Raw genomic sequence first — 22,331 nt, forward strand, 5'->3', positions numbered from 1 at the left:
CTGGCTCACACATAGTATTGTGATCAGCTATTGATATATCAGACTCTTGATCAAGATTTCCGGCCCCATCAAAGCCGGGGATCACCAGAGTGGTCGGGGCGGCAACCGGCAGTCGAGCAAAGGCTCGCTCAAGGACGGTTTGCAATCCCGGGATCACCACACGCCACTATTTTTCCCCAATCACCACCACGAGCCATGGCGAAGCCAACGCTAACTCGGCGAATGCAAGGAGCGGCACGATGACCGAACCGAACAACAAATACGTCCTGACTTTCACCTGTGCCGAGCGCGCGGGCATCGTGCATGCGGTCACCGGCCTGCTGTTGACGCATCACGGCAACATCCGCGAACTCAAGCAGCATGATGACCAGCGCTCCGGCACCTACTTCCTGCGCATTGAATTCGAAATTTCCTCGGACGAGGGCAATGCCCTGGACATCGCTGACCTTGAATCAAATCTCAAGGACTTGGCCGAAGAGCACGAGGCAAGCTGGGGCTTGCGCCCTGCGGGCCAGAAGAAGCGCGTGCTGATCATGGTGTCCAAGTTCGGCCACTGCCTGCACGACCTGCTGTTCCGTTCGCGGATCGGCGAGCTTCCAGTGGAAATTGCCGCTGTGGTTTCCAACCACCCGGATCACCGCCAGCAGGTCGAGTGGAACGGCATTCCCTTCTTCCATGTACCAGTTACCGCTGCCACCAAGCCAGAGGCAGAAGACAAGCTGATGGAACTGGTGGACCGCTTTGACGTTGATCTGGTGGTGCTTGCCCGCTACATGCAGATTCTTTCTGATGATCTGACCCGCAAGCTCAGCGGACGAGCCATCAACATCCACCACTCGTTCCTTCCCTCGTTCAAGGGTGCCAAGCCATACCACCAGGCGTTCGAACGCGGCGTGAAAACCGTGGGCGCCACCGCGCACTACGTGAACAGCGAGCTGGATGAAGGTCCAATCATCACCCAGCGGGTCCAGGAAGTGGACCACAGCTACGAGCCGGAGCATCTGGTAGCGGCCGGCCGCGATACCGAGTGCAAGGCCCTGTCCGACGCGGTGCGCTGGCACTGCGAGGACCGCGTCTTCATGGATGGTTCGCGCACGGTCGTGCTGCGCTAAATCAGCCTAGGACACCGAAAGCCAGTCACGGATTTGATGCCGTGGCTGGCTTTTGTCGTCCGGAAATATTGTGTTTTTCCTTGCCGGGACCGATTTCTTCAACAAGGATAGGAGCCAGCACCTAGTGCGATCTGCGTCACCATGGCGCATCGATGGCCCCGGCATCAAGGACTAGATCGAGCTTCGAGATTCGGGGGCATCAATTCTTTCATCACCCGTTCCCGTCGAGGAAGAACAAAGGAAGAACCATGCCAGCACGTTCGTCACTGTTCCCAGCAAAAACGATGAAGAAAGGCGCCTGCATGCTTGCAGGATCAGCATTGCTGCTGGGCCTGGGCCTCGCCCCGGCACAAGCCGTCGGCGAAGGGCCGAATGGCAACCCCAACGGAACAACCAATACCTCGATCTTGCACACCTACGACTCGATGGTTGCCGAGCTGAAGACGCAGGATGCCAAGCAATCGGCAATGGATCTTGAAGTGATCGGCCAGTCGGTCAAGGGCCGCGACTTGTACCTGGCCAAGTACCTCTCCGACCCGGGCAACCCGACCATCCTCTTCCTCACCCAGCAGCATGGCAACGAGCAATTGACTACCGAGGGAACCCTTGAAGTCATCAAGCACCTGGGTTCAGGGCGGATGAAAGGCGTATTGGAGAACATCAACATCCTTGTGGTGCCGATGCTCAACCCGGACGGCGCCATGGGGGATGTGGACTTCCCGCTCGATGACTACATCGCTTCGGGGGACCGGCACCTGACCCGCTACAACGCCAACAACGTGGACATCAACCGGGACCACGTGGACAAGACCCAGCCGGAAATCCAGGCGCTGCACAACAACGTGCTCTCTGCCTTCGATATCGACTACATGATCGACCTGCACCACCAGGGAACGCGCTCTGCGGTGGACGGCAAGCTGGTCTCGGGCTCGATCCTCTATCCGACCACACCGGATGTGTCCGATCAAGTGCGCGAAGGATCCAAGCGCCTGGGCTCCATCGTCTACCAGAACGTGGACTCCACCGGATGGGGCCACCTTGGAAAGTACGTCGGGGGTACCGCCAATACCATTGCCCGTAACGGCATCGCGGCGGAATATGGCATCTCCACCCTGCTGTTCGAAATGCGCGGGATGAGCGACCACTACAACGAGGACTATGTGCTGGGCCAGAAATCCAATGGCTACCTGCGCCAGCAGACCGTCCTGACCCTGGAAAGCACCATCAAGGCCGTTGCCGACGGGTCCGTTGAATCAGCGGACACGTCCTTCTGGGACGCATTGCCCGAGCAGTCGACCTTGCCCGGAGAAGAAGCCGACGAATAGGAGCCCGCTGGCAGCGCGGGCCAGCAGTAGCATGGAAACGATGCGGGCCAGCTCGGGCAGCTGGCCCGCCTTTCTGCGCCGGCGTACAGCGTGTGTGCCCGGGCCTTGCCTTGCGCGGATCTCCACCTGTGGTCGGAAAGCCGGAGCCCGAAAATCCTCCTTGGCCACGAGGTCTGATGCCTATGCGCGGTCCTATGCTTGTGAATGGAACATATTGCAACAATTTAAAGAAAGACTTCCATGAGCCGCTTTTCGTCTTCCGATCTTTCCCGCAACGTCGCCCGGATGGCAGCAGGCACCGCCGTGCTGGCACTCGGAGTCGGCCTTTCTGGCTGCGGCGCTGTCGATTCTTTTGACAAGGCGACCTCTGATGCGTGGGCAGTGACCTATGAAGTAGCTGTCGAGGGCAGCTCGGGCAATCAGCTGAGCGAGGTGTCCTATTTCGAAGCTGAAAAGCGGGGAGAGGATTCCAGTGCGGTCACCGAAGACTCGGTTTCGCTGGCCGCCGATGCCAATGACAAGTCGAAGAAGACGTGGTCGGCCGAGAGCATGGTCACGGCTGAAAAAGAAGCCTCCATCTCCGCGACTCCGGGCAAGGACGGAACTGCCACCTGTCGGATCCTGCTGGACGGAACCAGAGAAATCGCCTCGGTAACCGGCGCCCCTGGTGAGCGGGTCCTGTGCCAGGCCACCACCCCGGCCTTCAAGAAGTAGAGGGTGACCGACTATTTGCACTGCAGTCTGGTGCGAAGACGCCTTCGGCCAAGGGGTGCAGCATCGGTGCTTGGCAGCGGCATGGCCTGTTCCGGAATCCGGTTAACGGACACGTCCTGCGATCCCTCTAGCCTGCGCGGAAATCCAGGCCGATTTCCTCCAGCGCTGTGCGCAGGATGCTGATGGCTTTGGGGCCAACTCCGTGAATCGCGAGGAGCTGCTTTTCGGAACACCCGCTGATCTTCTTCAGGCTGTCGTATCCAGCTAGCTTGAGCGCCCGGGGTGCGGTTTTCCCTAGCTCGTGGGGCAGGTCGCCGACGGGGCGCACGTCAGGCGTGGCCATGGGCATTCTCCGCAATGGCAAGATCAGTAGACATGGCTCCACAGTACAGAGACCGGCGGATAGGAGCCAAGCATCAGGCCTGCAGCGTGCATGGCCTGATGCTTGACTCCAGTATCGATGCACCGCAGCCTATTCAGAACGCGACAGCGGGCTTGGCCTTTCTGCCTTCGACGCCAGCAGTGGTGTTCAAGGCAGAATTGACCGCGCGCGGCATCGAGACCGCTTTCAATGGCTCCGTCGATAAAACCTCCCAAGCCATTGGCGAAATCCGATCCAGCCAGATGGATGCGTCCCTCCGGGCGTCTCATTTACCGTCCGCTGCCATGGTGGCTATGAAGCCTTCTTCCTAGTTCCACATGCGGACCTACCGCAGCAGTGCAGAAGACTCCGGATATCTGGAGCAGGCAGAGGCTCCAAGGTCAGTTTCGGCTCCAGCACCAATCACGCTCAGAGGCCATGCGGCACAACGTGCCAACTAGGGAATTTCGAGGCAGACGAGGTAGTTCAATCTATCGGGGCAGCTGCCAAAATCAACGCTGGCTGCCGGACCCTTGAACATTACCGAAAGGAAGAGGAATGCCAACGCTTGGAATCATCGGAAGCGGGAACATCGGCTCGGCAATCGCTCGATTGGCCGTTGCAGCGGATATGGACGTGGTCATTGCGAACTCGCGTGGTGTCGAATCGCTTCAAGAGCTCATTGCCGAACTTGGACCACTGGCCAGTGCCGGCACAGTTGAAGAAGCGGCCAATTCCGCAGACGCAGTTGTGCTTTCCATTCCGCTCACCGCCGTCGAGAATCTCCCTGCAGGATTATTACGCGGCAAGATTGTCCTAGACACCAGCAACTACTACCCCTTCCGTGACGGCCGCATTGCGGAACTCGACACTGGAACTAGGACCACTAGTGAGTTGGTAGCGAGGTGGCTCGATGGGGCGCTTTACGTCAAAGCCTTCGGCAACATCCTTGCACACCATATTCCACTTCTTTCCCGCCCTGGTGATGCTCCTGATCGAACAGTGCTTCCCATCGCGTCGAATGACGTTCAGGCCAAAGGCCAGGCGGAGGCCATTATCAGGCGCCTTGGTTTTGACACCCTGGATGCAGGTACGCTCGCGGAGTCATGGCGGTTTGAACCTGAGTCTGCAGGGTACACCCGCATTTACCTCGCGGATCCGAGTACGCCCGATGAACAGCTGCTCGCCTCGGTCGCTAGCCCGAAGTCTGCGAGTCAAGTCAAGGCCGCGCTGGATTCCGCAACTCGTGTGAACGTTGCCGAACGCGCCTTCTAAGTCGGCTTGCATTCCCTCCGAGGGGAATCTGTGCCGTGCTGTGGGCGTTCCAATCGATTCGCTCACAGGAACCCTCGGCAATATAGTGAGGCAGCTATTTTAAGACGAGGTAGTGGCCATATGAGAGTGACAAGCACGTTCGTTGTCCGGTTAAGCTTCCCCCTACGAGACATCAAGAATGGTCTTTTTCGACTCGCCTTGATTCCCGGAAGCGGGCACCGCCGTGGTTCTTAAGCAGGTTGTTGCCTAGCGTGGCAGGCGCTGCCCGCGCGCTGCGCGGGTGAAGGTCTTGACCAGCATGAGCACCAGCAGGAGGATGCCCACGTAGCCATTGACCACGTAGACGACGTTGACCATCTGGCTGAACGGGACCAGCAGGCCGATGATGGTCCCGAGGATCGCGAGGCCTACGGTGCTGTAGCGGAAGCGGGGCGTGTTGTCCGCGAAGAACCGCGAAGAGACCGTCCACAGCAGCGGGACAGCAGTGGTGTAGATGCCAGCGAGGATCATCGCCGAGATCCCTGATGCCAGTACCGGGCTGATATCGCTGGCCAGCACCAGCATGGGGATCTCGGTCCCGGCGACCTTGGAGATGTTGGCCAGCAGGCCGAGGCCGACGATGATGCACGCCAGCGAGAAGGCGGCGGCACCCAGGCTGCCTCCGGCCACCGCTTCCTTGCGGCTGCGCGCGGTCTTCCCGAGGGCGGTCAGGAATGCGGCAAGCCACAGCATGCAGAATCCGACGTAGGACAGGGCGGAGAGCACCCAGTTGCTGGAGGCCTGGGTGACATCCAGGCTCTGCAGCAGCGCATTGCCGCCGCTGATCCCGTCGCTGCCGCGGACAATACCCACGATGCCCAGTGCAATGGCGATCACGACAATGAGCGGCCCGATCTTGCCGATGATGTCCACCAGCGAGCGCAGGCCGAACCAGACGCTGGCGCCGACGACGACGGCCAAGGCTCCTCCGCCGATGAAGCGCGAGAGCCCGTAGTGCTCCTCGAACACGGCACCCGCGCCGGCGACCATGACGGCGAAGCTCAGGAAAACGAACAGGATTGAGAAGTAGTCGAAGAAGCCGCCCAGGTACTTCCCGCAGTAGTAGTGGAAGATGTGCGAGGGCTTGTCGAATTTCTTGGCTTGGCCCACGATGAAGAATTCGATGATGACATAGGACATGAGCACCAGCACCAGAGCGCCGGTGCCGAAGATGCCCCAGTAGCCGTAGGAGGAGAAGTACTGCAGGATTTCCTGGCCGGTGGCGAATCCCGAGCCGATCAGGAATGCGATGATGGCCCCGGCGAAGGTCAGGACGCGCGCCGGGCTCAGCTTCTGGGCCCCGTGCTCAAGCGTTGGCATAACGTGTTTTTCTGTCACTGTGGTTTCGGCCTGTCGTCTGTGCGGATGCCTTGGGGATAAGCAAGTATCCGGTTGATATATTAGTGATCTCTTTCACAGCATAGGAAAGCTGGAACTGGGGGTCAAAGACCCAGCGGAAGATTACGGGGCCGTTGCTGCTGGAAGGGCCTCAGACCGCGGGCGCAGCCGCGGCCGGGCAAATCATCTTGGCGGCGGCCCCCCTTGAACCGCGCACGGCCCTAGAGTTGGATGGCAGGAGGGCACCTCCTGCAAAAGCGCGAACTAAGGAAATCCATGCACGGTACTGTCTCGACAATCCGCCGCACTGCACGCAGGCTGGCTGCCGGCTGCACGGCGCTGGCCTTCGGAGCAGGGATGGCCGGATGCTCCGCGGTCGACTCCTGGGACAAGGCGACGGCCGATGCCTGGGCGGTGACCTATGAGGTCAGCGTCAGCGGCGGAGCTGCCGATACGCTGCACGACGTGGCCTATCTCCAAGCCCCGGCCCGCGGCGAGGACTCGAGCGAGGTCTTCGAGGACTCGGTGGCCACCGCCAGCGAAGGTAGCGGGGAAAAAGCTGCCTGGCGCACCGAAACCACGGTGACGGCGCAACAGGACGCGGCTATCGCAGCCACGCCGGGCGAAGACGCCACTGCGACCTGCCGGATCCTGCTGGACGGGACCAGGGAACTGGCCGAGGACAGCGCAGGGCCCGGAGAACGGGTGGAATGCTCGGCTGCGACTCCCGCCTTCGGCCAGTAGCTGCGCACCCGCCGCTGCCACCCGCGGCCCGCTGGCACCAGCTGCCTGCGAGCCAACGCACAGCGTACTTCCGGTGCCGGCGATAGAATTGAAGGCAGTCGCCGCGCGGAACACGGCGAGGGGAAGGCAGATCATCGCAGTGGCCCAGAGCAACCGATCCAGCAGCAAGAGCGAGAACCAGCGGGCCGCAGCCCTGTCTTCGGGCAGGGGCGCTCCGGCCCTGAAGCAGATCCTGCGTTTCCTGCTGCTGGTGGCCAAGCTCAGCCACCTGCGGGTGTTCCGCTACCTGTCGGTGATCGCATTCATGCAGGCGTTCAACGGCCTGCTGGTCATTCCGGTGATCAAGTACCTCTTCGGGCTGGCGCTGGAAACCAGCGGCCTGGGCAACGTCACGGACCGGACCTATGCGGTCCTGCTGCACAGCCCTGCCTCGGTGCTGCTCCTGCTGGCCATTGCGGTGCTGGCGCTGAGCGCGGTAAGCGTGCAGTTCGTGGCGCTGATCGTGATGGTCAACCGCCAGCAATCCGGCCAGCCGCCCACTGCGAGGGCGATCTGCAGGGAAACCGCCAGATGCCTGGTCCGGATGCTGTCCCACCCCTCGCCGCTGATGCTGGCCTACTTCTTCCTCGCGCTGCCCCTGGGCGGGCTTGGCTTGTCCTCGGTGCTCATCCAGGGCGTGGATATCCCGCCCTTTGTCACCCGCGAATACCTCAAGGCGCCATTGAGCACCGGAATCTACCTGACGATGATCGGCGCGATCATCTACGCCAATCTCCGGCTGATCCTGGCCTTGCCGCTGATGGCCATCGGCCCGAAAAGGCCGATGGCCGCTCTGGGGGCAAGCTTCAAGGCTACCCGGGGCAAGGCCATCAGGTACCTGCTGCTCATCGGCATCCCGCTGGGGGCCTGCGCGCTGCTCGCCTCGGCGCTGGTGGAAGTTCTGGTGGGGATCTCGGAGGCGGCCGCGCTCCTGCTCAGCGAGCAGAGCGCCGCGCTGGTGGCCACCCTGTGCATCAACACAGGGCACGTGCTCGGCTTCCTGCTGATCGGCGCGGCAACGGTGATCGCAATCCAGGTGGTCGTGGCACTGAGCCGCGAGCACCTGGGGCTTGCCGTGGCCCTGGAGCAACGCTCGCCGCACCACCGCTCAGCGCAGTCCCGGGCGCTGAAGGCCACGGCCGGAACCGCGATCACCGGGCTGGTGCTGTCGGCGAGCTTCTATGCCGCCCCGGCCATGGGGCAGACCGCGGCCGGGGCGCAAGACGCGCAGATCCTGGCCCATCGCGGCTACTCGGCCGGAGGTGTGGAAAATACCCTGGGCGCGCTGGACGCCGCGGCCGCCCATGATGCCGACTATGTCGAGGCCGACTTCCAGGAGACCAAAGACGGGCATTTCGTGGCCAGCCACGACACCAACCTGCTCATGGTCTCCGGGCTGAACAAGAACATCTATGAGATGACCCTGGAGGAAGTCCGCGATGTCACGGTCCGCGAGGGCGGATTCTATGACCGCATTCCGAGCATGCAGGAGTATCTGGAGCATGCCAGGGCGCTGGGCATCCCGGTGCTCGTGGAACTCAAGGTCACCGGGCACGAGAAGAAGGGGTACCTGAAGCGGTTCCTGGCGGAAGTCGATGCCGCCGGAGGTGCCACGGAGAACGTCTACCATTCGCTCAGCACCTGGGCAGTCAAGGAGATCAAGCGATTGCGCCCCGAGCTGCGCGTCGGCCTGACAGTGGCCATGAGCGTGGGCGGGCTGCCCAAGGTCGACTGCGATTTCTACACCCTCGAGCAGGCGTCCTTCACCAGGGAATTCCTGGACCAGGCGCACGCGCTGGACCGGGAAGTCTACGTGTGGACGGTGAACGACGAGTCAACCCTGCGCGAGCTGCTGAGCATCCCGGTGGATGGCATCGTCACCGACAGCGTCGAGCTGGCCTTGCGCGACCGGCATCTGGTGGCGACCAACCCCGCCTCGGACTACCGGGTCGGCTATTCGCTGGCCTACCTGGACCTCTTCCGCTAGCCGCCAGGCCTTTTCAAGGGGTCTCCGGATAGCTGCCGTCACCCAGATCCGGATCCGCCAGGGACTGCAGCGGATCATGCAGGAATACCCGACGGCCCTCATTGCGCATCCGCCGCAGGCCCTCCAGGGTCATCCGCCGGGCGACGTCGGTGAAGGAGAATACCCGGGAGATATCCAGGTGCACCGGTCCGTCGAAATCCGATTCGGAGAACAGGTCCAGAAGCTCCGCCGCCGCGGTGAACTGCACATTGCCCTGCAGGGTGAACGTCTCCCGGGTGCCGCCGCGCTGCACGCCGATGACATCCAGCCTTCCATGGCTGGGGGCCAGCAGGTGCATGCCCATATCCGTGGACAGCCGCTCGAAGGCCCGGCGTGCCCGCTGGCTGTTGCCGTGGGGATCCAGCCTCGGCGAGAAGGCCCCGATGCCCACCTGGTCGGGCAGCACGCCCACCAGCCCGCCGGCCACTCCGCTCTTGGCCGGGATCCCCACCCGGGTCAGCCAGTCTCCGGCTCCGTCATACATGCCGGCCACGGCCATCACCGACATCACCTGGCGGGCCGTGTCCTCGTCCATGATCCGCTCATGGGTGCAGGGCTGGACGCCGCCATTGGCCAGGGTGGCGGCCATGGCTGAAAGGTCGGCCACGGTGACCAGGATGGAGCACTGGCGGGTGTAGCCGGCCACCACCTCATGCGGGTCGCAGGCGATGATGCCGTGCTTGCGCAGCATATGAGCCATGGAGAGATTGTGGTCCGCCGTGCCCAGTTCCGAGTTGAAGACCGCTTCATCAATGCCCAGCTGCCGGCCGGCCAGGCGGGAAAACAGGTCCAGCGCCCGCGCGACCCGCTGCTCGCCGGTGGCTTCGGGGCCCACCAGCAGGCCGTGGGCGGCAATGGCCCCGGCATTGATCATGGGATTCTTCGGCCGGTTGGTGCCCGCCTCCAGCGACAGCTCGTTGAACGCCTCGCCCGAAGGTTCCACTCCGATATGCTCCAGCACCTGTTCCAGCCCGCGATCCATGATGGCCGCGGCGTAGGCGAAGGGCTTGGAAATGGATTGGATGGTGAACTGGACCCCGGCATCTCCGGCGGTGTAGGTGCTGCCCATGGCGGTGGTCACGGCCAAGGCGAAGTAGTCCGGGTTGGCCCCGGCCAGCTCGGGAATGTAGCCCGCGCGCTCGCCGGTGGTGTCACCTTCCAGCGCATCGAGCACTTCGCGCAGGTAGTCGGGGATGGGATTGTGCATGTGCGGTACTCGCTTCCGGAATCAAGCTGGGGCCTCTGGGGTACTGCATCGGTATTCGCTGGCGGCAATTCGCCGGCAAGGCCGAGATTACCAGGGACAGCGTCCGCGGTCTCAGATGCGGACATCGCCCTGGACGCAGGCCGACACCGCCCCGCCGACCCAGACCTCGCCCTCTTCGATGCTGACATGAACGCGGCCGCGGCAGCCGACGGCTGTTCCCTGGGAGGCCACGTAGTTTTCCGGGGCCATTCCCGTGTCGAAGAGCCATCGCCCGAGCCCGGCATTAAGGCTGCCCGTGACGGGGTCTTCCCAGACCGGGTCTCCTCCGAGGAAGGCCCGGACTTCAAACGCGGTCGCATGGCCGGGTTCCTGGGGACCCACCACGCCGATGGACAGGGCTCCCAGGTCTGCGGGATCCGGCGCCAGCTCCAGCACTTCCCGAGCATCGGCCAACCGTATCCCGATCCACTCCGGGCCGTTCACCAGCCATGCCGCGTCGAGGATGCGATCACGCGAAAGGCCCAGCGCGGCCGCAACGTCGCGGATCGTGGATTCATCGGCTGGTTCGTATCTCGTCAGAGGCGGGGCCTGGAAGGCAAAGAGGCCATCAGCGATCCGGATCTTGACCAGGCCAGCGCCGCATTCCTGGATGATGTGGTCCTTGTTCCTGGGCTGCCCGCCGACCGCAAGCCAAGCGGACGCCGAGCCGAGCGTCGGATGCCCGGCAAAGGGGAACTCCTGGACTGCGGAGAAGATGCGCACCTGGTAGTCGGCCTCTGGATGCGAGGGAGCCATGATGAACGTGGTCTCGGCCAGATTGGTCCATTTGGCGAATCGCTGCATCTGCGCGTCATCCAGCCCTTTTGCGTCGTGGACCACGGCAAGCGGGTTGCCGAGATAGGGCTGGTCGGAAAAGACGTCTACTTCACTGTATCTGCGCATGTCGGAAAATTGCTCCAAGGGGTTGGCGGTTGAATCGGTGGGGACGCGCCGTCGCTCGAACGCATGCCCTGCTGGCTACTGGCCTGGTGGCGCAGGCCCTAGCGGAACAGCGATCGCAGTTCCCGATGATGAATTGGGCCAGATGGGGCACCTCCGCCAGGAGCGTCGCGAGTGCATCGCTGAAACTTCCCTGGGCCAGGGCGATGAGGTCCAGCAGCTGTTCCATGAAGGTGCTCCCGGTGAGATTGGCGGACGGCTGCATTCAGAGCAGGGAATGGGTTTTGGGTGTCGTGATCAGGAGAAAACCATCAATCTCACTGTAGCCTGTCGACCCATCTGACAGGTTGAAATGCCTTCACCTTAAAATCAACGGTTGGTTGCTGTTCGATTCCTTGATCTGCTGGCAGAACCGCCCAGGCTTCCAACCCGGTCTTCTTATGGAACCGCTGGCAGGAAGATGCTGTGGCCGGAAGGGCATGATGGACGCTTCGCCCGGCAGCAGATCTGATAGTTTCCCCTGCCTGGCAAGATCGCCGGACAGGATTCGAAGGACAGGGGGGCAAATAATGGAATGGATCCCGCTGTCCAAAGCGGTACTCCTCATTTTGGGATGCGGATTGTTCGTGGCCGTTGAATTCTCCCTGATCACGATCAATCGAAACCAGGTGAAGCAAGCCGCTTGGGCCGGCGAACGCCGTGCCTCGGGTGTCTTGAAGGGCAGGAAAACCTTGCACCGTGGAGGTTATCGAGGCGGCGGCCTCCCATGGCTTCTCGCGATTCCCGCTGGTCCAGTCCGACGGAACCGCCGTGGGGTATGCGCACGTCAAGGACGTCTTGGGAGCTGACGCACACGCGCGCCTGCTGCCGCTGCCGGGCAGCTCGATCCGCGGCTTGCCGTCATTCAACGGCACGCAAAGCATGCGCGCCGCGCTGCAGGAAATGCAGCTCTCCGGCGCGCGCTTGGCGCTGGTGCGCGATGCAGGGACCGATCAGGAACGAACACCGCAGCACCCCGTAGCGGTGGAGCATCGGTCAACGGCCAGGGCAGGACGGCGCAGCCATCCACCCTGGTCGTTGCTGTGCGGCACTGTCATGGGGAACTGGCGAAAGGCGAATTCTTGCGCGAAAGCTGGAGGGTGAGCAGCGAGCCGAGCGCAGCGAAGAGCACCGTCAGCCACCAGGTCGAATTCCAGCCGCCAGTCCATGAAGCCATCGCGGCCAGCAGCATCGGGCCGGTGAAGTTGCCGATATTGAAGATCTGCTGCGCCAGGCCCATGGCCGCTGGCGCCGAGCCACCTGGTGGGGCGAGGTCCACGACGATCCTGGTCACCGTGGTTGGAATGGCGGCCCCGCCCAGCGAGAACATCCCGACGCAAAGCATCTGGACCCATAGCAAGTCAGCCGGATAATCGACCGCGAAGGTCAGTACCGAGGTCAGGGCCATCATTCCGAAGCCAATGAGCAGCAGGGTCCGCCCATTCAGCCCTCGATGCAGCAGCGCGCCGCTGATGATCGCGCCAACTGCGTTTAGCCCGCCAACCACCGCCGAGGCTAAGCCGCCTGCCACCGCGGACAGGCCGAATTCGGAAAAGATCGTGGGCAGGAACCCCACTACGGCCATCCATTGCACGGTATAGCATCCGAAAATGAGCCCGCTGACCCACACCCGTGCGGAACGAGCGGTCATGGCGATGCGTGATGCTGCCATCCGCACGGCTGAAGATCCCGAAGGGCTGTCTGCGGCAACGAATTTCAGGATCAGCGGAATGGGGATCAGGGAAATGCAGGCCAGCACCGCCCACCAGAAGTGCCAGGGAAGATGCTGCAGGGCGACGGCGGTGGAAAAGACGCCGATGAAAGTCGCCAGCCCCATGTAGGCGGCCCACCATCCCACCGCCATGTTCATGGTCTTCAACGGTGCATGCAGCCTGACCAGTCCCGGGCCCATCACCGTGGCCATGATGACCCCGGCGCCTTCGATGATCCGTGTTGCCAACAGCGCAATAGCATTGGGGGAGAATGCGCCCAAGGCGCTGCCGATGGCCACCAGCAGCAGGCCGGCAATGAACGTTCGGCGCTGGGAGATCACCTCGGACAGCAGCGAGACGGCCAATCCACCGGCCATTCCGGCTATCTGGACCACGCCCAGGAGGACGCCTGAGAAGAAGAGCGAGAAGCCGAGTTCTCCGCGGATGATGCCCAATGCGGGGGAGAGCTTCCAGATATGCAACCCCGCCACGACCCCGGAAGCCACGATGATGATCCAGGCGATGTTGGTCCGCTGGGGTGATTGGACTGTCGGGCTATGCACTGCCGCTGATTCCTCCTTGCCTGGGATGCGCACCAGATGTCCCGGCGCTGGGATCCTTACCGGATTGTCGCATCGGCTGTGCCCAGATGCCGCTTATGTTTCGTTCAATGGGAAAGGGCACGGGACCGTTGGGCCATGATTGCTGTCGAGGCATACCATTGAGACCAATCGGCTCGCATTCCAAGTATCCGGGAGACACATGGGAATTCGCATCTACGGCATGGCAGAAGAGCACTGGGAAGACGTTGCCCGCATCTATCAGCTGGGCCTCGAAACCGGAATCGCGACTTTCGAAGCTGGCGTTCCATCGCGCGAACAGTTCTTCAACGCCAAGATCGGGATGCTGTCCTCGATCGCTGTGGCCGCCGATGGAAGGATTGCCGGCTGGGTGGCTGCCGGGCTCGTCTCGGAACGCGCCGCCTATCGAGGGGTGATCGAGCATTCCCTCTACGTGGATTCCGCACGCTCCGGTCAGGGGATCGGGAGTCTGCTGCTGGCTGAGCTGATCCGGCGGGCGGGGGAACAGGGGTACTGGATGATCCAGTCCTCCATCATCGACGCGAACCAGCCGAGCCGCCGCCTGCATCTCAAGGCCGGTTTCCGCGAGGTTGGCCGGCGCGAGAGAATCGCGCAAGGCACACGTGGCGAAGTGGCCGGGCAGTGGCTGGACACCTTTTTGTACGAACTCAGGCTCTGATGGGCGCCGGTGCCTTCTACTTCTGATCGGACAGGATTGCGCCCAGGGATTCCAAGGCGCCGGGCACCACGGAGAAATAAGCCCAGACCCCGCGCTTTTCGCGATGCAGGATCCCTGCGTCCACGAGAATTTTCAGGTGATGGGACACGGTGGGCTGCTTGAGCCCGAGGGGTTCTGGCAGGTCGCAGACGCAGGTTTCTGCATCCTTGTTTTCGGAAACAATCGAGAGGATGCGCAGCCGGTTGGGGTCGCTCAAGGCCTTGAAGCGCGCGGCCAACTGTACTGCGTCCTCTGCCTGCAAGACGTTGGATCCCCGGGACGGCACGCAGCACGGAGCGCCGGAAGCTGGGGCGCTGATTCCCGTTTCGTGCACATGGCTTGCGCCCATATACCTGTACCCCGTTCCCGAATCGGCCAGAGATTGACAAACGTCGATATATTTCATCATACTCAAAATATCGACGATCGTCGATATCTAGCTTTGGAGTGATGACCCAGTGACAGCCGCGCCTGTACCCGATACTGCCCCTGTGGCCCAGAAGCTGTCTTTCCTGGATCGCTATTTGGTCCTATGGATCCTGCTTGCAATGGCCGTCGGCCTGGGCCTGGGACGGATCTTCCCGCAGCTCGGTGAGCTGCTGGATCGATTCACCGTTGCCGGTGTCTCGGTGCCTATCGCCATCGGCCTGCTGGTGATGATGTACCCCGTATTGGCCAAGGTCCGGTACAACGAAACCGGCCGGGTGCTGGCCGACAAGAAGCTGATGATCACCTCCTTGGTGATCAACTGGGTCCTGGCTCCGGCCTTCATGTTCGTGCTGGCTTGGATCTTCCTGGCAGACCTCCCCGAATACCGCACCGGGCTGATCATTGTGGGCCTGGCGCGCTGCATCGCCATGGTGTTCATCTGGAATGACCTGGCCTGTGGCGACCGCGAGGCGGCCGCCGTGCTGGTGGCCATCAACTCGGTCTTCCAGGTCATCGCCTTCGGCGCGCTGGGCTGGTTCTATCTCCAGGTCTTGCCATCCTGGCTTGGCCTGGAAACCACCAGCGCGCAATTCTCCGTCGCCGCCATCACCGCTTCGGTGCTGGTCTTTCTGGGTATCCCGCTGGTGGCCGGTTTCCTGACCCGCACACTCGGCGAGAAGGCCAAGGGCCGGGACTGGTATGAAGGAAAGTTCCTGCCCAAGATCGGCCCGTGGGCACTGTATGGGCTGCTGTTCACCATCGTGCTGCTCTTCGCCCTGCAGGGCGATAACATCATCTCCAAGCCGCTGGATGTGCTGCGCATGGCCATCCCGCTGCTGACCTACTTTGTCGTGGTCTTCGGCGCCGGCATGATCATCGGCCACGCCCTGAAGCTGGGCTACTCGCGCACCACTACGCTGGCCTTCACCGCGGCAGGAAACAACTTCGAGCTGGCCATCGCGGTAGCCATCGCCACGTTCGGCGCCACCAGCGGCCAGGCCTTGGCCGGCGTCGTTGGCCCGCTGATCGAGGTGCCCATCCTTGTAGCTCTGGTCTACGTGGCCCTATGGTCTCGAAAGTTCTTCCCATCCACCCAACTCGCCACCGCTTCAGCCTAAGGAACGACATCATCATGACTGACAATAAAAAACCTTCAGTCCTCTTCGTCTGCATCCACAACGCAGGACGCTCGCAAATGGCCGCCGCATACCTCGCGCACCTTTCCGAAGGGCGGATCGAGGTTCGTTCGGCAGGGTCCGCGCCAGCAGATTCGGTCAACCCTGCCGCCGTGCAGGCGATGGCCGAGGAGGGCATCGACATGTCGGCGGAAACCCCGAAGATCCTGACCACCGAAGCGGTGAAGGAATCCGACGTCGTGATCACCATGGGCTGCGGAGATACCTGCCCGATCTTCCCCGGCAAGCGCTACGAAGACTGGAAGCTGGATGACCCAGCCGGCCAGGGTGTCGAGGCAGTTCGCCCGATCCGCGATGAGATCCGTGAGCGCATCGAAACCCTGATCTCCGAACTGCTGCCTGCCAACTAATCATCGACCTGTAGTTTCCCCGCTGAGGAGTATTCCATGAACCCGACCTATCCTGTGATCGTCATTGGCGCCGGCCCCATTGGCCTGGCCACCGCTGCTCACCTGCGCGAACGCGGGCAGGAAGTGCTGGTTCTGGAAGCCGGAGCGCAGGCCGGGGCGGCCATGGAGCAGTGGGCGCACATCAAGCTTTTCTCTCCTTGGCGTTTCAACATCGATGCCGCCGCCCAGCGCCTTTTGGAATCACCCAGCGGAGACTATGCGGGGGACTGGGAAGCACCGCGGCTCACCAAGCTGCCCACCGGCGGCGAGCTGGTGCGCGAGTACCTGGAGCCCTTGGCAGCGCATCCTGAACTGGCCCCGCGCATCCGCTATGGCTACCGTGTGATCAAGATCAGCCGGGTGCTGGAAGATGGCCGGGGTGCCGACAAGACCCGCACCGCCGGCCGCGGCGAGGCGGCATTCCTGGTGCGCGCCGAAACCGCCGATGGCCAGGTGGATGTGATCGGCAGGGCCGTGGTGGATGCCAGCGGAACCTGGAATCAGCCCAGTCCGGTAGGCCGGGGTGGTATCGAGGCCATCGGCGAAGCCGAAGCCCGCGAGCGCGGGTTCATCCTGGGTGGCTTGCCTGATCCGCTGGGTGCGGACGAACCAGCGCTGGCCGGGAAGAAACTGCTGGTGCTCGGTGCCGGGCACTCGGCGGCCAATACCATCATTGCCCTGGGGCGCTTGCAGAAGAAATACCCGGACACCAAGATCTTGTGGGGACTGCGCTCGGTGGCCAATCCGATTCGCCTCTACGGCGGGGGCGCGGCGGATCAGCTGCCAGCGCGGGGCCAGCTGGGGACCAGCCTGCGCCGGCTGGTGGAGGACGGCAGCGTGCAGCTGCTGGAAAATGTGGCTGTGGCATCGATGAGCCAGGGCAAACAGCTGGCAGTGTCCCTGGCTGATGGCAGCCAGCTGTTAATTGACCGGATTATCGCGGCCACCGGATTCCGCCCGGATCTGCAGATGCTCTCCGAGTTGCGCCTCGATCTGGACGAAAGCGTTGAAGCCCCGCGCCAGCTGGGCCCGCTGATCGACCCGGAATTCCATAGCTGCGGAACGGTCAGCGCCCACGGAGAAAAGCTGCTGGCTCACCCGGAGAAGAACTTCTACATCGCCGGGATGAAAAGCTATGGCCGGGCGCCGACCTTCTTGATGGCCACCGGTTACGAGCAGGTGCGCTCCATTGCCGCCGCATTGTCCGGGGATGACCAGGCTGCGGCGCGGGTGGAGCTGGAGCTGCCGGAAACGGGTGTCTGCTCCAGTGATCTGGCCGGCTCATGCGATGCTCCGGCTCCCGAGGATGCTTCGTGTTGCGCCAGCGGGCCGCAACCGGTGGTCTTCGGGCAGGCGACTGGAACCATGCATGGAAATACGGAATTGATTGGTGGATTGCCAAGAGAGCAGTGGTTGGCTGTTCCCAAGAAGAATGCTTGTGGGGACGATTGAGGCACCAATATCCGCTGGTGTTGGCACTTTGCCGCACTGCATTGGTTCTCTGCGGCCGGTTCCTGGCTGGCCGAAGATGCGGCACAGCGTTTCGCCAACCAGGTGGACCGGGACCGAGTCCTGCTATGCCTCGAATGTCATTCCCTCGAATGTTCAGGACGAGTTCCAGGAAGCCTTCACGGCGGCTCACCGCGCGGCGAGTCCCGGGGCCAGGAGGAACGCCCCGGGACCCACCACCTCGGATACCGTCGTAGGGTGGTATTACAAGGCTGCGTGCAATCCACCACGAGGAGATTTTCCATGGACCCGAAACCTGCGACAATCGATGCCTACCTGGATGCCATCGACCCGAAATTCCGCCCGGATCTTGAACGAATCCGTGCGATCGTGACCAGGCTGGTCCCGGAGGCCGAGGAAACCATCAGCTACTCCATGCCCACCCTCAAATACCAGGGAAGGGCCTTGGTCTTCTTCACCGCCTCCAAGAAGCACATGAGCTTCTACCCCTCCTCCTTTGCCATCGAAGAGCTGGGCGACCGGCTCTCCGGATACAAGGTAACGGCGCATGCTGTCCAATTCACCCTGGGCAACAGCCTGCCGGATGAGCTGATCGAGGATCTGGTCCGGGTTCATCTGCGGCACCTGGAATCATCCGGGCACTAGGCCAGGCCAGGCCGGCTAGCCCTGCCGTGCGGTGACCTCTGCGACCGCCTCGGCCAGCCGGTCTACCAGCAGCTGCGCCTGCTCGTGCTCGATGACCATCGGCGGGCGCATCTTGAGTACGTTATCGTCGCGGCCGATGCGGCTGATCAGCACGCCCTTGTCCTTCATCAGTTCGATGAGCGCCTTGGTGGCGGCCGCATCGGGCTCTTGCGCGTTCCCGGGGCGCACGATGTCGTAGCCGAAGAACAGCCCTTGGCCGCGCACCGCGCCGATCAGCGGGCTGTTCTTGGCGATCTGCTGCATGGCATCGGCGATGAACTTCCCGGTGGCGAGGGCGTTGTCCATCAGTGCCCGATCGCGCATTTCGCCCAGCACCGCGAGCCCGGCCGCGCAGGAGGCCGGGCTGCCGGCGAAGGTGTTGAAGTACATGTTCCGGCCACCGAACTCGTCGAGCAGCGCCTCGGTGGTGACCACCGCGCCAACCGGATGGCCGTTGCCCATCGGCTTGCCCAGTGTCACCAGGTCCGGGGTGATCGAATAGAGCTGATGGCCCCACATGCGGGAGCCCAGCCGGCCGAACCCGGACTGCACCTCATCGGCGATGAACAGGCCGCCGGCGGCCTGCACCCGCTGAGCCAGCCCCTCGACATAGCCGGCCGGGACATTCAGCAGGCCCTCGGTGGAGAAGATCAGGTCGAACAGGGAAGCCGAGAGCCCGTGCCCGGCTTCCTGCAGCGAGGAGATGGCAGCATCGACCTCGGCCAGCGCCTGATCACGCAGCGCCGCCTCGGCCTGCGCATCCAGCCCGGTGGCATCCGGGATGCGCACCGCGCGCACGTGGGTCCCGAACTCCTCGTGGACCGCCAGGCCCGTGGTGAGCTCGGCCAGCGAGGTGGTGTTCCCGTGGTAGCTGAAATCAGAGACGAGGATCCCGCTGCGCCCGGTATGCTGGCGGGCAATGCGCAGCGCCAGTTCATTGGCCTCTGAGCCGCTGTTGACCAGGAACAGCCGATCCAGGCCGGCCTCGAAGGTCTCCAGCAGCGCCTCGGAATAGTCGACCACCATGTGGTTCAGGTACCTGGTGTGCAGGTTGATGGTGCGCAGCTGCCGGCTGACTGCTTCGGCCACCACCGGGTTGGCGTGCCCGACATGAGGCACATTGTTGTATCCGTCGAGGTAGCGGCGTCCGGCGGCATCGGTGAGCCAGGCGCCTTCGCCGCGCACCAGCTCCAGCGGGGTGTCGTAGAACAGCGGAGAGTGCGGGCCGATGGTCGCCACGCGGCGGGCCATCAGCGCGGCGGTGGCCGGGGTCATCTCTTGCTTGGGGGCCACTGAGGTCATGGCTTTTCTCCGATCGTGGATGGTTCGGGGCGGTTCAGCAGCCCGGCCACCAGCAGGCCTATGGCGTCGATGCGGGTTTCCAGGCTCTCCGGCTCGGTGGCGGCCCGGGCCCCTGCGGCGCGCAGGGCGCCGTTGAGGATCTCGGCCAGGGCGTCGGCGTCAGCGCCTGGCACCAGGCGGCCCTCCTGCTGCGCGATGAGCAGGTCGTCGCGGATGAAGTTCTCGAAGGAGCGCGAGGCGGTGCCGGTGACCCCGGCCAGGATCGGGGCGAGGTCCGGCCCCATGATGCCGTAGAAGCGCCCGCGCGGATCGGCGCTGGCCTCGAGCAGGGCCCGGGCCAGGGCGCGGGTGCGGTCGACCAGTCCCTCGGCCTGCCCGCGCAGTTCCACCCCGCGCTCGACCACGGACTCGGCCAGGCGCAGGTAGACCGCGCGGACGATTTCCTCGCGGCCCGCGGGGAAATGCGCGTAGATTGTGCCGCGGGCAATGCCAGCGAGCGCCGCGATCTTCTCCAGGGCGGTCCCGGCATAGCCGCTTTCGCCCAGCAGCTGGGCGGCGGCGTCCAGGATGTCGTTGCGGGTGCGCAGCCGGTTGCGTTCGCGCTGGCTGGTGATGGCTGGTTTCTGGCTCATGGTCCTCGGCTGGTTGTGGTCCCTGATGGTGTGGTGCTGGTGCGGGATCTCAGCCCCGCTGGCACCAGCATAGCCGCAAAAATCAAAAAATTGAACAGTCTGTACTGTTGACAAACACTCTGTTCAACTTTTTACTTGGTATGACCGGACTCACACCCCAATGCCATCTCCGAAAGGCTTCCATGCATTCCGCCAGCACCGCCGAAGCAGCGCTCAGGGCTGTCCTGCCCCGCTACGGCATCGAGGAAACGGCAGAAGTGTCCCTCGTGAAATACCGCGAAAACCATGTCTACCGCGTCACTGATGCTTCCGGGCGCGACTACGCCGCGCGCATCCACCGAGTGGGCTACCGCAGCACCGCCGAGCTGGACACGGAAGCCAATTACCTGCTGGCCCTGGCCGGCCGCGGATTGCGCGTGCCCCGGCTGCTGCCCACCACCGACGGGGCGGCCAACGTGGCTCACGGATCCGGCGGGCAGCAGGTGGTCATCGACCTGCAGGACTGGATCGACCAGGCGGCCCCCATGGGGGACATCGCCCTGGCGCTGGATGGCGACCGGACGCTGGCCGAGTCCGACTTCCACGCCCTGGGCGGGGAACTGGGCAAGCTGCATATCGCCTGCCAGCGGATCGGGGTTCCCGGATGGTTCGCCCGCGGCGCCTGGGATGCCGGGGGCCTGGCCGGCCCGGCCCCGCTTTGGGGCGATCCGGCCAAGCTGCCGAGCCTCGATGAGGCCCAGCGCGAAGCCATCCGCCATGCCATGGCCGCCCTGCGCGCCCGGCTGGCCGCACTCCCGGTGGACGCAGAGCGCTTCGGGGTGATCCACGCGGATCTGACCCCGGAAAACGTGCTGGTGTCCCACGGCGAGCCCACGCTGATCGACTTCGACGATTTCGGCACCGGCTGGCATCTGTTCGACCTGGTGACGGTGCTCTTCTTCTACACCCGGCACCCGCTGCTGGCCGAGTATCGCCGGGGGCTGGAAGCCGGCTACCGCGCGCAGCGCCCGCAGCTGCCCGCCGGATTCTTCGAGCCCTGGGAGGACCTGCTGCTGGCCCGCGGCCTGACCTACCTGGGCTGGGCCGCCGAACGGCACGGGGACGAGGAGGCCACCTTCATCGAAACCCGGGTCGTCCCGGTGGTCATGCAGCTCATCGGGCAATACCAGCCCGCCCAGCGCCAGCCCAGCCAGACTCCAGCCAACGCCCCAGCCAATGGAGGCCGCCCATGAGCCCGGAACGTACTTCCGAGTCCGCTTCATCCGCAGATGCCCCCGTCGCGCTGATCTCCGGAGGCGGCACCGGCATCGGGCTGGCGGCCGCCACCAGGCTGAGCCGGGACGGCTACCGCGTGGTGCTCACCGGCCGGCGCGCCGAACCGCTCCAGGCCGCCGCGGCGAGCCTGGGCGCACTGGCCATCCCCGGGGACATGACCGACACTGCCAGTGCCCAAGAAGTCGTCGAGGGCACCCTGGAGCGCTTCGGCCGGATCGATGCGCTGCTTGCCAACGCCGGGGGCCACGGCTTCTCCACGGTGGCCGACACCGATGACCAGTCCTGGGCCGCAAGCCTGGATGCGAATCTGACCACCGCCTTCAAGCTCTGCCGGGCGGCGTTACCGGAACTGGCCCGCACCCGGGGGCGGATCGCCGTCGTCTCCTCGCTGGCTGGCATCGCCGCCGGCCCCTCGGTGGCCGGCTACACCGTGGGCAAGCATGCGCTGATCGGGCTGACCCGCTCCCTGGCCCGCGACTACGGCAAGCACGGGGTGCGGGTGAACGCGATCTGCCCCGGGTGGGTGCGCACCGACATGGCCGATGCCGAAATGGACGAGCTGGCACAGGCCATGGGCCTGGCCGGCCGCGCGGCCGCCTACGCCAAGGTCACCGAGCATGTGCCGCTGGGCCGCCCGGCGGACCCCGGCGAGATCGCCGGGACCATCGCCTTCCTGCTCGGCCCCGATTCCAGCTACATCACCGGGGCCACCCTGGTGGCTGATGGCGGCGCCCACATGGTCGATCTGCCCACTATTTCCTTTGACGCCCTGTCCTGACTTTCCT

At 63.7% G+C, this 22,331-nt stretch carries 24 protein-coding genes; 15 read left to right on the plus strand and 9 right to left on the minus strand.

From position 1 onward, the window contains the following. Window positions 1-239 precede the first annotated feature (239 nt). The 3 genes from purU to ACT7DV_RS07470 all read left to right on the plus strand — a co-directional run bounded on the left by purU (window position 240) and on the right by ACT7DV_RS07470 (window position 3,151). Complete coding sequence (gene purU, locus ACT7DV_RS07460) at window positions 240-1,112, plus strand: formyltetrahydrofolate deformylase (protein ID WP_444661601.1); 873 nt, start codon at window positions 240-242, stop codon at window positions 1,110-1,112. Between the two features lie 284 nt (window positions 1,113-1,396). Continuing rightward, complete coding sequence (locus ACT7DV_RS07465) at window positions 1,397-2,437, plus strand: M14 family zinc carboxypeptidase (RefSeq protein WP_444664797.1); 1,041 nt, start codon at window positions 1,397-1,399, stop codon at window positions 2,435-2,437. Between the two features lie 240 nt (window positions 2,438-2,677). Further along, entirely contained in the window at window positions 2,678-3,151 is a 474-nt protein-coding gene (locus ACT7DV_RS07470) for a hypothetical protein (RefSeq protein ID WP_444661602.1), read from the plus strand. Window positions 3,152-3,278: 127 nt separating this feature from the next. On the opposite strand, the gene ACT7DV_RS07475 is transcribed toward ACT7DV_RS07470, so the two are convergent. Together ACT7DV_RS07475 and ACT7DV_RS07480 are read right to left on the minus strand one after the other, a co-directional pair. After that, complete coding sequence (locus ACT7DV_RS07475; protein WP_444661603.1) at window positions 3,279-3,494, minus strand: hypothetical protein; 216 nt, start codon at window positions 3,492-3,494, stop codon at window positions 3,279-3,281. Between the two features lie 23 nt (window positions 3,495-3,517). Next, window positions 3,518-3,802 carry an FAD-dependent oxidoreductase gene (locus ACT7DV_RS07480; RefSeq protein ID WP_444661604.1) on the minus strand — a complete coding sequence of 95 codons (285 nt, stop codon included), beginning with the start codon at window positions 3,800-3,802 and terminating at the stop codon, window positions 3,518-3,520. A gap of 268 nt (window positions 3,803-4,070) precedes the next feature. Between ACT7DV_RS07480 and ACT7DV_RS07485 the strand changes: the two genes are divergently transcribed. Beyond that, complete coding sequence (locus ACT7DV_RS07485; RefSeq protein WP_444661605.1) at window positions 4,071-4,787, plus strand: NADPH-dependent F420 reductase; 717 nt, start codon at window positions 4,071-4,073, stop codon at window positions 4,785-4,787. 246 nt (window positions 4,788-5,033) lie between these two features. Here the strand turns inward: ACT7DV_RS07485 and ACT7DV_RS07490 are convergent, their stop codons facing one another. Further along, window positions 5,034-6,146, minus strand: coding sequence for a YkvI family membrane protein (locus ACT7DV_RS07490; RefSeq protein WP_444661606.1), 1,113 nt, complete (start codon window positions 6,144-6,146; stop codon window positions 5,034-5,036). A 294-nt stretch (window positions 6,147-6,440) separates the two neighbouring features. Here ACT7DV_RS07490 and ACT7DV_RS07495 point away from each other — a divergent pair, with 294 nt between their 5' ends. Both ACT7DV_RS07495 and ACT7DV_RS07500 read left to right on the plus strand, forming a co-directional pair. Continuing rightward, a complete protein-coding gene (locus ACT7DV_RS07495) occupies window positions 6,441-6,908 on the plus strand; it encodes a hypothetical protein (protein ID WP_444661607.1) in 468 nt (155 codons plus the stop codon). Window positions 6,909-7,047: 139 nt separating this feature from the next. Beyond that, the gene (locus ACT7DV_RS07500; RefSeq protein WP_444661608.1) at window positions 7,048-8,934 is read left to right on the plus strand and encodes a glycerophosphoryl diester phosphodiesterase membrane domain-containing protein; all 1,887 of its coding nucleotides are present in this window, start codon (window positions 7,048-7,050) and stop codon (window positions 8,932-8,934) included. A 13-nt stretch (window positions 8,935-8,947) separates the two neighbouring features. Here the strand turns inward: ACT7DV_RS07500 and ACT7DV_RS07505 are convergent, their stop codons facing one another. Together ACT7DV_RS07505 and ACT7DV_RS07510 are read right to left on the minus strand one after the other, a co-directional pair. Beyond that, entirely contained in the window at window positions 8,948-10,180 is a 1,233-nt protein-coding gene (locus tag ACT7DV_RS07505) for a glutaminase (protein ID WP_444661609.1), read from the minus strand. A gap of 111 nt (window positions 10,181-10,291) precedes the next feature. Next, window positions 10,292-11,122 carry a PhzF family phenazine biosynthesis protein gene (locus ACT7DV_RS07510; RefSeq protein WP_444661610.1) on the minus strand — a complete coding sequence of 277 codons (831 nt, stop codon included), beginning with the start codon at window positions 11,120-11,122 and terminating at the stop codon, window positions 10,292-10,294. Here ACT7DV_RS07510 and ACT7DV_RS07515 point away from each other — a divergent pair. Together ACT7DV_RS07515 and ACT7DV_RS07520 are read left to right on the plus strand one after the other, a co-directional pair. Continuing rightward, window positions 11,121-11,462, plus strand: coding sequence for a hypothetical protein (locus tag ACT7DV_RS07515; RefSeq protein ID WP_444661611.1), 342 nt, complete (start codon window positions 11,121-11,123; stop codon window positions 11,460-11,462). The two genes, ACT7DV_RS07510 and ACT7DV_RS07515, sit on opposite strands and share 2 nt — an antisense overlap. 395 nt (window positions 11,463-11,857) lie before the next feature. Next, window positions 11,858-12,262: a hypothetical protein gene (locus ACT7DV_RS07520; protein WP_444661612.1), complete on the plus strand. Its 405-nt coding sequence runs from the start codon at window positions 11,858-11,860 to the stop codon at window positions 12,260-12,262. Here the strand turns inward: ACT7DV_RS07520 and ACT7DV_RS07525 are convergent. Then, a complete protein-coding gene (locus tag ACT7DV_RS07525) occupies window positions 12,213-13,433 on the minus strand; it encodes an MFS transporter (protein ID WP_444661613.1) in 1,221 nt (406 codons plus the stop codon). The two genes, ACT7DV_RS07520 and ACT7DV_RS07525, sit on opposite strands and share 50 nt — an antisense overlap. Window positions 13,434-13,632: 199 nt before the next feature. Between ACT7DV_RS07525 and ACT7DV_RS07530 the strand changes: the two genes are divergently transcribed. Then, window positions 13,633-14,130 carry a GNAT family N-acetyltransferase gene (locus ACT7DV_RS07530; protein WP_444661614.1) on the plus strand — a complete coding sequence of 166 codons (498 nt, stop codon included), beginning with the start codon at window positions 13,633-13,635 and terminating at the stop codon, window positions 14,128-14,130. 16 nt (window positions 14,131-14,146) lie between these two features. Here ACT7DV_RS07530 and ACT7DV_RS07535 read toward each other — a convergent pair whose 3' ends face one another. After that, on the minus strand, window positions 14,147-14,518 hold the full coding sequence (locus ACT7DV_RS07535) for an ArsR/SmtB family transcription factor (RefSeq protein ID WP_444661615.1): 372 nt from the start codon (window positions 14,516-14,518) through the stop codon (window positions 14,147-14,149). 142 nt (window positions 14,519-14,660) lie between these two features. Between ACT7DV_RS07535 and arsB the strand changes: the two genes are divergently transcribed. From arsB to ACT7DV_RS07555, 4 genes are all read left to right on the plus strand, one after another. After that, window positions 14,661-15,716, plus strand: coding sequence for an ACR3 family arsenite efflux transporter (arsB, locus tag ACT7DV_RS07540; RefSeq protein WP_444661616.1), 1,056 nt, complete (start codon window positions 14,661-14,663; stop codon window positions 15,714-15,716). A 14-nt stretch (window positions 15,717-15,730) separates the two neighbouring features. Further along, window positions 15,731-16,144, plus strand: a complete 414-nt coding sequence (locus ACT7DV_RS07545) for an arsenate reductase ArsC (protein ID WP_444661617.1) — start codon at window positions 15,731-15,733, stop codon at window positions 16,142-16,144. A gap of 36 nt (window positions 16,145-16,180) precedes the next feature. Then, window positions 16,181-17,635 carry an FAD-dependent oxidoreductase gene (locus ACT7DV_RS07550; RefSeq protein ID WP_444661618.1) on the plus strand — a complete coding sequence of 485 codons (1,455 nt, stop codon included), beginning with the start codon at window positions 16,181-16,183 and terminating at the stop codon, window positions 17,633-17,635. A gap of 300 nt (window positions 17,636-17,935) precedes the next feature. Further along, window positions 17,936-18,298: an iron chaperone gene (locus ACT7DV_RS07555; RefSeq protein WP_444661619.1), complete on the plus strand. Its 363-nt coding sequence runs from the start codon at window positions 17,936-17,938 to the stop codon at window positions 18,296-18,298. Window positions 18,299-18,313: 15 nt separating this feature from the next. Here ACT7DV_RS07555 and ACT7DV_RS07560 read toward each other — a convergent pair whose 3' ends face one another. Together ACT7DV_RS07560 and ACT7DV_RS07565 are read right to left on the minus strand one after the other, a co-directional pair. After that, complete coding sequence (locus tag ACT7DV_RS07560; protein ID WP_444661620.1) at window positions 18,314-19,639, minus strand: aspartate aminotransferase family protein; 1,326 nt, start codon at window positions 19,637-19,639, stop codon at window positions 18,314-18,316. Further along, window positions 19,636-20,385: a TetR/AcrR family transcriptional regulator gene (locus tag ACT7DV_RS07565; protein WP_444661621.1), complete on the minus strand. Its 750-nt coding sequence runs from the start codon at window positions 20,383-20,385 to the stop codon at window positions 19,636-19,638. Before ACT7DV_RS07565 ends, ACT7DV_RS07560 begins: the two co-directional genes overlap by 4 nt. A 68-nt stretch (window positions 20,386-20,453) precedes the next feature. Here ACT7DV_RS07565 and ACT7DV_RS07570 point away from each other — a divergent pair, with 68 nt between their 5' ends. After that, window positions 20,454-21,503: a phosphotransferase enzyme family protein gene (locus ACT7DV_RS07570; protein ID WP_444661622.1), complete on the plus strand. Its 1,050-nt coding sequence runs from the start codon at window positions 20,454-20,456 to the stop codon at window positions 21,501-21,503. Then, on the plus strand, window positions 21,500-22,324 hold the full coding sequence (locus ACT7DV_RS07575) for an SDR family NAD(P)-dependent oxidoreductase (protein WP_444661623.1): 825 nt from the start codon (window positions 21,500-21,502) through the stop codon (window positions 22,322-22,324). The genes ACT7DV_RS07570 and ACT7DV_RS07575 overlap by 4 nt, the downstream gene beginning before the upstream one ends. Window positions 22,325-22,331 lie beyond the last annotated feature (7 nt).

This window comes from Glutamicibacter sp. TV12E (genome assembly GCF_052441935.1).
Taxonomy (GTDB): domain Bacteria; phylum Actinomycetota; class Actinomycetes; order Actinomycetales; family Micrococcaceae; genus Glutamicibacter.

Coding starts and splice junctions, on each gene's coding strand:
- purU (WP_444661601.1), top strand. CDS start 240: ATGACCGAACCGAACAACAAATACGTCCTGACTTTCACCTGTGCCGAG.
- ACT7DV_RS07465 (WP_444664797.1), top strand. CDS start 1,397: ATGAAGAAAGGCGCCTGCATGCTTGCAGGATCAGCATTGCTGCTGGGC.
- ACT7DV_RS07470 (WP_444661602.1), top strand. CDS start 2,678: ATGAGCCGCTTTTCGTCTTCCGATCTTTCCCGCAACGTCGCCCGGATG.
- ACT7DV_RS07475 (WP_444661603.1), bottom strand. CDS start 3,494: ATGGCCACGCCTGACGTGCGCCCCGTCGGCGACCTGCCCCACGAGCTA.
- ACT7DV_RS07480 (WP_444661604.1), bottom strand. CDS start 3,802: ATGAGACGCCCGGAGGGACGCATCCATCTGGCTGGATCGGATTTCGCC.
- ACT7DV_RS07485 (WP_444661605.1), top strand. CDS start 4,071: ATGCCAACGCTTGGAATCATCGGAAGCGGGAACATCGGCTCGGCAATC.
- ACT7DV_RS07490 (WP_444661606.1), bottom strand. CDS start 6,146: ATGCCAACGCTTGAGCACGGGGCCCAGAAGCTGAGCCCGGCGCGCGTC.
- ACT7DV_RS07495 (WP_444661607.1), top strand. CDS start 6,441: ATGCACGGTACTGTCTCGACAATCCGCCGCACTGCACGCAGGCTGGCT.
- ACT7DV_RS07505 (WP_444661609.1), bottom strand. CDS start 10,180: ATGCACAATCCCATCCCCGACTACCTGCGCGAAGTGCTCGATGCGCTG.
- ACT7DV_RS07515 (WP_444661611.1), top strand. CDS start 11,121: ATGTCGGAAAATTGCTCCAAGGGGTTGGCGGTTGAATCGGTGGGGACG.
- ACT7DV_RS07510 (WP_444661610.1), bottom strand. CDS start 11,122: ATGCGCAGATACAGTGAAGTAGACGTCTTTTCCGACCAGCCCTATCTC.
- ACT7DV_RS07530 (WP_444661614.1), top strand. CDS start 13,633: ATGGGAATTCGCATCTACGGCATGGCAGAAGAGCACTGGGAAGACGTT.
- ACT7DV_RS07535 (WP_444661615.1), bottom strand. CDS start 14,518: ATGGGCGCAAGCCATGTGCACGAAACGGGAATCAGCGCCCCAGCTTCC.
- ACT7DV_RS07545 (WP_444661617.1), top strand. CDS start 15,731: ATGACTGACAATAAAAAACCTTCAGTCCTCTTCGTCTGCATCCACAAC.
- ACT7DV_RS07550 (WP_444661618.1), top strand. CDS start 16,181: ATGAACCCGACCTATCCTGTGATCGTCATTGGCGCCGGCCCCATTGGC.
- ACT7DV_RS07555 (WP_444661619.1), top strand. CDS start 17,936: ATGGACCCGAAACCTGCGACAATCGATGCCTACCTGGATGCCATCGAC.
- ACT7DV_RS07560 (WP_444661620.1), bottom strand. CDS start 19,639: ATGACCTCAGTGGCCCCCAAGCAAGAGATGACCCCGGCCACCGCCGCG.
- ACT7DV_RS07570 (WP_444661622.1), top strand. CDS start 20,454: ATGCATTCCGCCAGCACCGCCGAAGCAGCGCTCAGGGCTGTCCTGCCC.
- ACT7DV_RS07575 (WP_444661623.1), top strand. CDS start 21,500: ATGAGCCCGGAACGTACTTCCGAGTCCGCTTCATCCGCAGATGCCCCC.